Source organism: Peribacillus sp. (assembly GCF_059453735.1).
In genome coordinates this window covers 1-10,460 of the sequence record NZ_JAZVJO010000411.1, presented here as the reverse complement: position 1 = coordinate 10,460, position 10,460 = coordinate 1, and the positions used below count along the sequence as shown (strand labels likewise).

Sequence of the window (10,460 nt, the reverse complement as noted above, 5' to 3'; positions counted from 1 at the left end):
CTATTAGTTCATGGTCATAGCGAAGATACTCTTCCGATCCTGGTTTTACGAAACTAATTTTCCCGAGCAGTTCTGTTATTTTGGTTTCAATCAGCGACAGATCTTCCAACCGTTCTTTCTCATCCTGATTAACAGGCTTTTTGCTGCCTTCATATTCATTCATTCCCATGTCAATCCGCTGTATTCTTTGGTTTTCAATGACAAGCAGCCGATTGCACAGCTTATTAATTAAATACCGATCATGAGAAACAATAATCAATGTGCCCGTAAAACTTTCTAATGTTTCTTCCAACTGTTCTCGACTTGGTAAATCAAGATGGTTAGTCGGTTCATCTAGTATCAACAAATCATATTCCTGAAGAATCATCTGAACCAGCTTTACTCTCGTTCTCTCGCCAAGACTTAATTCAGCTATAGGCTTAATCAGTTTATCTTCTTTCATATTCATATTGGCGAATAGTGTCCTCGCTTTTAATTGTTTCTCTCGATCATTCTGTAAATAGTCTAATGCTGTTTTCTCTAAAGGAAGATCGTTCACATCTTGACTTAGGTAGGCCGCCTTCATGGATTCACTTTTCCACAGGGTGCCTTTGGTCGGGTTCTCTTCCCCAAGTAATAGTTTAATTAGGGTTGTTTTCCCCGCACCATTCAACCCCATAAGACCGACTTTTTCTCCATTCATTACGTAAAAATGGCTTTTATCAAAGATCACTCGTTTACCATATTGTTTCATTAAATCCTTAGCTTCTACGATCCGCTTGCCATGTTTATTGGTGGACTCAAAATGGAACGATACTTTCATCTCTTCATCCGGCTTTTCAACCGTATGCTGTGATAATTCCAGATCAAGTCTCTTTATTTTCGACTTTATTTGACTATCCTTTTTCTTAGCCTTTACCCGTTCATGTTCTCTTAACCCCGCTTGACGATTTTCTGCATTGGAACCGCCTTTTCCAGCTTCCCGGTGCGCTTTATCAGACCATTGCCTTAATGTTTTCACTTGCTGTTGAATATCGGCAATTTTTCTTTGCTGTTTATCAAACTCGTGTTGCTGCCGCATCATTTGATCTTGTTTTTCCTTATGATAGGTCGAATAGTTACCGTTATAAATGTTCAACTTTCCTTTTTCCAATTCAAATATCTTCGTAACTGTTTGATCCAAGAAATAACGGTCATGTGAGATAATCATAACCGCACCACCGTATGATTTTACTTCAGTAATCAGCCAATTGATTCCTTTGCTATCAAGATGATTCGTTGGTTCATCGAGCAGCAGGCATTGTGAATGATTAGTCCAGATTTTTGCAAGTGATAGTTTGAGCTTTTCTCCACCGCTTAAATACTTTGTTTCGCTGTCTATCCAATGCGGCTTCGTTAAACCAAGCTGACTAGCTGATTTTAAAAGTGTCTCACCAGATTCATTCAATTCCCCTTCAAATGTTAACTGTTCTGTTGATTGCGGCAGATAACCGATTGATAGTGATGATGGAATTTTTTTTATTGTTCCCGTGTCAGGTTCGACGAGTCCCATCAAGATTTTAACTAATGTTGTTTTCCCAGCGCCATTCCAGCCAACCAGACCAATTTTATCTCCCTCATATATGTCAAATGAAAGCTCATTTAAAAGCACCCTTGTTCCTATACTCTTTTTAAGTTGATGTACTTTAATTAATACCATACTAACACCCCATATTCCTTTGTTGTTTTATGAGGAGGTTTTCTAGACAAAGAACCTCCCCAGTAAACCTGGAGAGGTTCAAATAAGCCACGAATGGCCGACTTATACAAGGTAAAGAAACCATACATACTGATGTACGATTGCTACTGTAATAAGTAAAAGGACAGACTAATCCCATTCTCCAGGTTCCTCATTTTTTTAACCATGAGTAAATTCCTAAAAAACAAGATTATAACTTCATATTCTAGTACCGTCCCTTTCTTATTCGTCTACTTTAACCTTACAACATCAATCGTCATCTGTAAATAAAAACCATTTTAAAGCATTAAGAAACAGTCGTTTTAAACTTAGTGCGCAGGATATTAATAATCTGTTCCACTGCTTGATCTGCATTTTTAGGCTGAATGGTTATTCTGCGGTTTTGGGCAAATTGTTCAGCAGTATGTTTATACCTTGGATCATAATAATGCTCTAAAAGCAGACGGACACCTGAAGCATACTCACCTGAAGACAAATCTGCATCAATTTGAGCAGCTATCGGCGTATGGAGTCTATTTTTAATTTTCCGAAAAGCCTCCAGACATTCTTCATGGTGGTTTTCAGGCTGATAGTCTTCAATAATATGGCGTACCCGCTCATCTATTGGCATGTCGACAAACACCTGGAAGCCTTGCTCCTTTTTATCAACGAGAAATTGAGGCATGGATGCTTTCCCTATTCGTTTGCTTTCTGCTTCAAACAAGATATAAGGTGCATTTTTCAGCTCGATCAGTTTCTCCACCAGCAGGGCATCAAAACTTTTCTGGTTATTTGGTTCAAGACCAATCTGACCAAAGATTGAGCCTCGATGGTTAGCAATTCCTTCTAAATCCAAGACTGGATGACCCATTCCTTGGAGCTTATGCAAGATGACTGTTTTGCCTGCTCCGGTATAGCCGTTCAAAACAATTGGGTCAGCTTTAACTTCTATCTTTTCCAGCTGATCCACAATCCACTTCCGGTAAGCCCTAACTCCGCCTTGAAGACGACAGACATGTACGTCCATTAAACTTAGAAGGGTAGCAGTCGTTTTACTTCGCATTCCGCCTCTCCAGCAAAAGACAACCTTTTGGCCCTCAATTCCCTGAAATTCTTCAATGAAGTTTGGCAGCTTCGCTGAGACAATTTCTAAACCTCTTTTTTTCGCCGCCTGGTTGCTTATCTGTTTATAAATTGTCCCAACCTCAGCTCGTTCGGCGTCATCAAACAGCGGAATATTATGACTGCCTGGGATGGTTGCCTCTCTGTATTCAGATGGAGACCGTACATCAATTAATACAATATCTTTCTTTTCCCTTAAAGCCAACAATTCATCTATGTTCATATCTTGAAACAATGATGCTTCCGCCTTTCTGTATCTAAAAAATTACTCAACAATAATATGTCCCGGTTGAATACTTGTCACCTCGCCAATTATGCTTGCCTCAACTCCAGCTTTAATCATAGATTCAAGCAATTCTTCCGCTTGGTCTCCAGAAACTGAAATTAAGAGCCCACCTGACGTAACGGCATCACAGAGAATATATTGATCAATTTGATCCATTGTCTCTGGGAAAGTAACCGAACCTTCTAAATGAGCATAATTATTTTTTGTTCCACCTGGGATTGCACCTTTTTCAGCTAGCTCTCTTACACGACTTAAAAGCGGTACTTGCTTTTGATAAATCCGGATGCCGGCGTTACTTCCCTTGGCCATTTCAGAAGCATGTCCTAATAACCCAAAACCAGTAACATCTGTACATGCATGTACATCAAATGGTTCCATTGTTTCTGCCGCTGTTTTATTTAACGTAGTCATTACTTTCGTAACCCGTGTAATTTCCTCTTCACTTAAGAAGTTATTTTTAATCGCGGTTGTTGAAATCCCCACACCAATCGGTTTAGTCAAAATTAAACGATCACCCGGTACGGCCCCTGAATTCGCTCGAACCTTATCAGGATGAACTAAACCGGTTACGGCTAATCCGAATTTTGGTTCTTTGTCATCAATTGAATGACCGCCCACAAGTGTTGCGCCCGCTTCTTTCAATTTATCGCCTGCTCCACGGAGAATATCCGCTAGGACTTCCTTATCCAAAACTGAAATGGGAAAAGCCACAATATTTAAAGCAGTCAGCGGCTTCCCGCCCATGGCATATATATCACTTAATGCATTCGCTGCTGCTACTTGTCCAAAATCATACGGATCATCCACAATGGGTGTAAAGAAATCAAGTGTCTGAACTAAGGCTAACTCATCAGTTAACTGGTATACACCGGCATCATCACTCGTTTCAAGTCCAACTAAAAGATTAGGATTTGCCGCTTGCTTGGGCAGCGAACGCATTACTTCTGCTAAATCAGCAGGACCAATTTTACATCCACAGCCGCCTTTAGAAGATAAAGAGGTTAATTTAACTTTATTTGAGTGTGTCATTTGACAACAACCTTTCTTTTTCTAGGTCTGAATATACTCCTATTATAGATCACAAATATAAATAAACCTTATTTCCCGCCTAAAAATATCAACATTTTTATATTCAAAATAATCAAAAAGATTTTGAATATCTTGAAGGGATTTATTAGTCAAATAGGCTTATCTTTTATATATCACATACATTTATCAAATTTACTAAGCAAAGAATCTTCAAACCAATAACTTATATGATATACTTTTACCGCAATCTAATTATATAATTTTCACTGGAGGTTCCATCGTGCAAGTAAATAACTCAGTTTCACAACAGCCAACAAGAAGTAACAAAACTGGTTGGTTTATTTTCATTTTCTTACTAATTGCTGTAGTTGGATTAATCTATGTCAAATGGTGGCCGTACTATCATAAATCAATCTTAGCCATTGACACTCATTCGATTGGAGATTCCATTCTTGGCGATTTATCAAATACCCCATTTTCTTGGGAAAGTGCTTGGAGCTACGGTGTTACGTACTTCCAATCTGTTTGGAAAGCAGCCGTACTGGGAATTCTTCTTGGTTCATTAATTCAAGTTCTTTTACCTGCACAATGGCTTTTGAAAGTCCTTGGAAAAACATCTTTTGGCAGTACAGCCATTGCTGGACTTGCTTCTCTTCCCGGAATGATGTGCACATGCTGTGCAGCGCCTATAGCAGTAGGGCTTCGTAAAAGCAACGCTTCCGTCGGAGCAGCCTTGGCTTTCTGGCTTGGTAATCCCGTTCTTAATCCTGCAACGTTGATTTTCATGACCTTCGTACTGTCTTGGAAATTCACCGTGCTGCGCGTTGTATTCGGTTTAGTTCTCGTATTTGGTGTCAGCTATTTAGCGAATCGTTTCGCTAAAGATGTTCAGCCTGTAGATATCGATGCCGTAATTGCAAGCCAAGAAACAAAACCTGAGGGATCATTTATAACTAGGTGGATGAAAAGCCTTGGAATGATGTTTCTCTATGTTGTTCCAGCTTACGTATTATCCGTGTTACTGCTTGGTGCAGCCCGGGTTTGGTTATTCCCAGAAATGGGCGGAGCAGCAGCAACTGGTATAATCGCCATTATTATTTTTGCTATTACCGGCATGTTGTTCGTCATCCCGACTGCAGCAGAAATCCCTATTATCCAAACCATGATGGTCTTCGGACTTGGCGGCGGACCTGCAGCAGCCTTATTATTAACTCTGCCTGCAATCAGCCTTCCATCCATACTAATTGTGGGTAAATCATTCCCCAAACGTGTTCTTGCCTTTGTTGTGACATCTGTTGTCGTTCTAGGAATTGTCTGCGGTCTTGTTGGCATGTGGATTTTGTAACACTACGGAAAAGAACCTGAATCCATTCAGGTTCTTTTTGTTTTGCTTCCAAGTTAAAAAACACTAGTTTTGATATGGAGAATCTTATAAAGGGATATATTGATACTGTTTAAGATTTACCAGCTTTCCTCCTGTTACCTCGATTCCCTCACCTTCTAACGCAAATACTTGAACAGCAAGTAATTCTGCACTCTTTATTCCTAACTCCCCTTTGACGTTAATGACTCTATGCCAAGGAAGATTATATGTTCCGCTCATTGAATGCAGAATCCTAACCACTTGTCTTGCTGCTCTAGAATTGCCCGCACACCTTGCTATTTGTCCATACGTCATCACTTTACCTGGAGGGATTTTTTTGATGACCTGAATTACACGTTCGGTAAAGATCTCCAACAAATCACGTCCATCCTAATTTTTTGTTCTTTTATTAGTTTACACAAAAAAGAAGAGCTATTCCTAGCCCTCCCAGTTATCTAATGTTTACACAACTTCTTGATTTTTAGTTTTGGATGTCACCATCGTTACTAAGTACCCTAATATCCCACCAATAATTGCTGGAAGAATCCAGCCCAGTCCAACGGAGTACAGTGGAAGAATTGTATTGAACAGATCATCAATAAATTTGATTGTCACCCCAGCTGCACTTAATCCATCAAACAAACTAACAATAAAGGTCAATCCGATACACCCTATATAAACCTCTGAACGGCCATTAAACACTGAATGCAAGAAGGTTAAGAAGATCAAACAAATAGCGATTGGGTAGATTGCTGTCAATACCGGTACTGAAATTGCAATCAGTTTCATTAACCCTACATTCGCGAACAGTGCACTAAATACAGACAAAATAACCGCAATTTTCTTATATGAAATACTAGGGAAAATTTTATGGAAATATGATGAACAAGCCGTGATTAAGCCAATACTTGTGGTCAAGCATGCAGCTACCACAATTAATCCTAATAAGAGCCTGCCATTTGGTCCAAAGTAAAAAGTAGAAACACCAGCTAAAACCGTACCCCCATTATCTAATAAACCAAGCTCTCCTACACTTGATGCACCGATATACGTCAGTGCTGTGTAGATAATAGCGAGCAACCCTGCAGCAATTAACCCTGCTTTCATACAGGTATACATAACTTGCTTCTTAGCTGTAATGCCTTTATCTTTAATTGCATTAATTACAATAATTCCAAAAACAAATGATGCTAGAGTATCCATCGTTAGGTATCCTTCTTGGAACCCTTTAAAGAACGCATTTTCCATATAGGTTTCAGTTGGTGCCTTAAAGTCGCCAAGTGGATTAACAATCGCTGTAACAATTAAAATTCCGATAAAAATCAATAACATCGGCGTTAATATTTTGCCGACAACATCAACAATTTTGGATGCATTCAATGAGAAGAAACAAGTGATCGCAAAAAATAGTAGTGTAAAAATAAGTAATGGCATAAAACCTGCATCATCACCTAAAAATGGTTTTACGCCAATTTCATAAGAAACGCTTCCTGTTCTAGGTATTGCGAATAACGGTCCAATGGCTAAATAAAGAATAGTAGTAAAGATAATACCAAATAACGGATGAACCCTACTAGCCATGGCATGCAAATCACCTTTACCAGAAAAACCTAATGCAAGGACACCTAACAATGGGAGTCCTACTCCTGTCACAACAAAGCCCGCATTAGCTCCCCAAACATTCGTACCCGCCGTTTGTCCGAGCATGACTGGGAATATTAAGTTCCCTGCACCAAAGAATAAAGCGAACAACATAAATCCAATTGCTATCGTAAACGAAAACGATTCTTTTCTAGTCAACATACATTCCTCCAAAAAACATATTAAGTTGTGTCAAAATTCAGGCTGCACTACTATATAGTCTCTGTTTTTTATTGATACATTTCTAGCAAAACATATTCATACTTTCTTTTTTCTAACGAAATATTCAGGTAATATTATCGAAATATAACATACAAATTATATACATGCAATATATTACATGATAAAAATGAAAATTCATCGTTTAGAAACTCTTTATTCATCTATCATCTTCCAAATATAATAGAGTAATATATTGCGTTTTACATAAAAAATAGTATGCTATAATATAAAATATAGTAAAATTTATCTTAATTATCTAAATAGAGGGGAGACAATATGCCTATACCCGTTAACTTCTCTACACCAGCTCGTGTATCTGCTAAAAATCGTGCCTATTCTCAAATACTTGAATGGATTATTGATGGTACCCTGCAGCCTCAGGAAAAGTTAAATGATGCTGATCTTGCACATGCCTTGGGTGTAAGTCGTACCCCTATTCGAGAAGCATTACAATTACTCAATGTTCAGGGATTTGTTGAAATGTTCCCAGGGGTTGGTACTCAGGTAACCCCTATCAATAAGGAAGATATTCTAAAGATACTTCCACCCTTAGCCGCCTTACAAGCATTAGCGACAGAAATTGCCGCTGAAGTCATCAGTCAGAAAACGATCAATACCCTGCGTATGATAAATACTCAGTTTGCTGAAGCAGTCAACAATCATAATTTTCATCTAGCTTTAAAGCTCGATGAGCAATTTCATCAAATCATTATTGAAACAACTGATAACCCATATATCTTAAATACCGTCTCTACCTTACAATCGCATGTGCGCCGGCTTTATTTTCATAAATCAATTATTCTTAGGCATGATTCAATCGATGAACATGAAGCCATTCTACGTGCTTTTGACGATAAAAATAAAGACCTGGCAGCAAGTATCGCACGTAAAAATTGGCTATATCCCATGGTTACTACTGATTAAAAAAAGCAAAGATGCTTCCTGATTACAGAGAAGCACATTTCTTTTATTTTAAGTGTATAAATGGTATATTCTAGAATAATAGGTTACATAGAAAGGAGACTACTTATGGCGAAACTTTCTCTAGCAGAAGCTGTGAAGCTAAAAAGTGTACTATCAAAAAGAATCCATGAATTAGAAGATGAAATGGATCGTGCAGCCTTTATTGAAATAGAAAAAGGCAGCAAATTGCCCAAACAAGCACGAACTCTGCAAAATGTCGAACAAGATATAGAAGAAGTCCGAAAAGACTTCCGCTTACTTGATAAATTGATGTATCAAGCCAATATTGAAAACAACATACTGTTTGATACTGACTCTATCCCCATTGTTGAAGCCATTGAGCTTGCAACCCAGCTTCGCGCTCAGGCCCGGAAATGCAAAGAATATGGGGCCGCTCCAAAGGAAGAGTACGTTCATTCCTTCAGCGAGACCGTTTCAATTGTACGAACCGCTACCTTTGATCCTGAAACATATCGAGTCAAAGCCATGGAGCTTGAGCGTCGCGCTAACAAGCTCTCTAATTTAATCAATGCCATCAACTATACGATTGAATTAGAATTTGACAGCGAGAAGTATTTTTAACCCTTGAAGGGGTGAGACTCCCCTTCAAGGCATAGAAGGAATCCTTGTGTACTTTGGTACAATATAAAATGAAATGGCAAAGGACTCAACCAATTATCCAATGACCCATTATACATTTATCTGTCACCAATAACCAACTACTGCAATGGACGGTCGATGACCACTCTAGTTTTTTTCTTTCCTTCTATGAATCCCTCATTCCATGTGAATGAGGGATTGTTTTTTTTAATAGTATAAAAACCGCTATATAGGATTTCGGATGGAAGAACGTGAAAATAAAAAAATAAACATAGCTATATTATTTTTCCAAGCGGCGACAAATACCAATCAACCTACTATGATTTTGTTACATAGGAGGAATAAAAGGAGACTTTATTATGAGGTGGAATATTAGCGGGGTGATTTTAAGTTTCGGATTAATTTTAGGAGGATGTACGAACAGCGAAGAGGTACAGGAAGGTCATATAATTAGAATAGACAAAAATCAGCCTGATTTTGAAAATTACGAGGAAATAGCGCAGGATTATAAAAAAGCCGAGGGTTTAACATTAGAATCTAAAGAAATGGAAGTTGCTATGGCAAACAACCTAGACAAGCATTTTTTAATTGCAGGTTATGGACAATTGAGCAGCTATTATAATTATGGTTTTACCAACGAATCAAAGTATTTCTCTATAAAAGTAAATCCTTTGGATGGGGGCAGTCATTGGTATGTTTATTTTAATAGAGATGCATTCGGTGAATTATACGAAGAACTAAATCAAAATAAATCCTACTATGCTATGGTCTATATTGATGCCTTGATTCCTAAAAGTGCATACATTGCAGGACAGGGTAACATGGCAGTAGCTAAAGCACTTAAATTTTAAAGCAAAAAAGGGTATTAATGAACTCAATGACTGCTACCCTTTCTATCATATATTCACTTATAGTTTATACATATGATTAAGTGGCCCGCTTCCCTTTCCAAGATTTAAGTGTTGTTTCAGTGCACCTGTAAGATAGTTTTTTGACAGTTGGATACTTGTCTTCATATCTGCACCAGCTGCTAAATGACACGCTATACTTGAAGACAGCGTACATCCTGTTCCATGCGTATTGGGATTATCAATTCTTTCACCTGAAAACCAAGTAAATTCCCCATCAATGTAGAGTAAGTCATCTGCTGTCTCAGCAAGATGCCCTCCTTTTATTAAAATATTTCCTGAATAGCTTTGTGCGATTTTAACAGCGGCGGTTTGCATATCTTCCTTTGTATTAATTTTCATCCCCGAAATTGCTTCTGCTTCAGGAATATTCGGGGTAATAAGTGTGGCAAGCGGCATCAGTTTAGTTAGGAGACTTTCCATCGCCTCTTCATTCAATAACCGACTGCCGCTTGTAGAAATCCTCACCGGATCTAGAACAATATGATTTGGTTTATGATCCTTCAGTTTTTCAGCGATTACCCTAATAATGTCTGGTGAGGATACCATTCCTATTTTCACGCTATCTGGGAAAATATCAGTCATAATACAGTCTAACTGCAATGCTACAAATTCTGGTTGTGTTTCAAG

At 38.3% G+C, this 10,460-nt stretch carries 10 protein-coding genes; 4 read left to right on the top strand and 6 right to left on the bottom strand.

Annotation, left to right across the window (positions count from 1 at the left end; genetic code table 11):
• The 3 genes from abc-f to selD all read right to left on the bottom strand — a co-directional run.
• Positions 1-1,678, bottom strand: a 1,678-nt coding sequence (gene abc-f, locus AC52RT_RS13670; protein ID WP_495541250.1) for a ribosomal protection-like ABC-F family protein, incomplete at its 3' end; no start/stop codon positions are given.
• A 325-nt stretch (positions 1,679-2,003) separates the two neighbouring features.
• Complete coding sequence (gene mnmH / locus AC52RT_RS13665; RefSeq protein WP_495541249.1) at positions 2,004-3,053, bottom strand: tRNA 2-selenouridine(34) synthase MnmH; 1,050 nt, start codon at positions 3,051-3,053, stop codon at positions 2,004-2,006.
• A gap of 30 nt (positions 3,054-3,083) precedes the next feature.
• A complete protein-coding gene (selD, locus tag AC52RT_RS13660) occupies positions 3,084-4,133 on the bottom strand; it encodes a selenide, water dikinase SelD (RefSeq protein ID WP_495541248.1) in 1,050 nt (349 codons plus the stop codon).
• A gap of 277 nt (positions 4,134-4,410) precedes the next feature.
• On the opposite strand from selD, the gene AC52RT_RS13655 reads away from it, so the two are divergent.
• Positions 4,411-5,478, top strand: a complete 1,068-nt coding sequence (locus AC52RT_RS13655; protein WP_495541253.1) for a permease — start codon at positions 4,411-4,413, stop codon at positions 5,476-5,478.
• Between the two features lie 84 nt (positions 5,479-5,562).
• Here AC52RT_RS13655 and AC52RT_RS13650 read toward each other — a convergent pair whose 3' ends face one another.
• Both AC52RT_RS13650 and brnQ read right to left on the bottom strand, forming a co-directional pair.
• Complete coding sequence (locus tag AC52RT_RS13650; protein ID WP_495541252.1) at positions 5,563-5,871, bottom strand: MGMT family protein; 309 nt, start codon at positions 5,869-5,871, stop codon at positions 5,563-5,565.
• Between the two features lie 87 nt (positions 5,872-5,958).
• Positions 5,959-7,296: a branched-chain amino acid transport system II carrier protein gene (gene brnQ / locus AC52RT_RS13645; RefSeq protein WP_495541251.1), complete on the bottom strand. Its 1,338-nt coding sequence runs from the start codon at positions 7,294-7,296 to the stop codon at positions 5,959-5,961.
• 339 nt (positions 7,297-7,635) lie between these two features.
• Here brnQ and AC52RT_RS13640 point away from each other — a divergent pair, with 339 nt between their 5' ends.
• From AC52RT_RS13640 to AC52RT_RS13630, 3 genes are all read left to right on the top strand, one after another.
• The gene (locus AC52RT_RS13640) at positions 7,636-8,283 is read left to right on the top strand and encodes a GntR family transcriptional regulator (RefSeq protein ID WP_495541247.1); all 648 of its coding nucleotides are present in this window, start codon (positions 7,636-7,638) and stop codon (positions 8,281-8,283) included.
• Positions 8,284-8,388: 105 nt separating this feature from the next.
• The gene (locus AC52RT_RS13635) at positions 8,389-8,904 is read left to right on the top strand and encodes a hypothetical protein (protein ID WP_495541246.1); all 516 of its coding nucleotides are present in this window, start codon (positions 8,389-8,391) and stop codon (positions 8,902-8,904) included.
• A 377-nt stretch (positions 8,905-9,281) separates the two neighbouring features.
• On the top strand, positions 9,282-9,773 hold the full coding sequence (locus tag AC52RT_RS13630) for a hypothetical protein (RefSeq protein ID WP_495541245.1): 492 nt from the start codon (positions 9,282-9,284) through the stop codon (positions 9,771-9,773).
• A gap of 57 nt (positions 9,774-9,830) precedes the next feature.
• Here the strand turns inward: AC52RT_RS13630 and thiD are convergent.
• A partial coding sequence (thiD, locus tag AC52RT_RS13625) for a bifunctional hydroxymethylpyrimidine kinase/phosphomethylpyrimidine kinase (RefSeq protein WP_495541244.1) occupies positions 9,831-10,460 on the bottom strand: 630 nt, incomplete at its 5' end.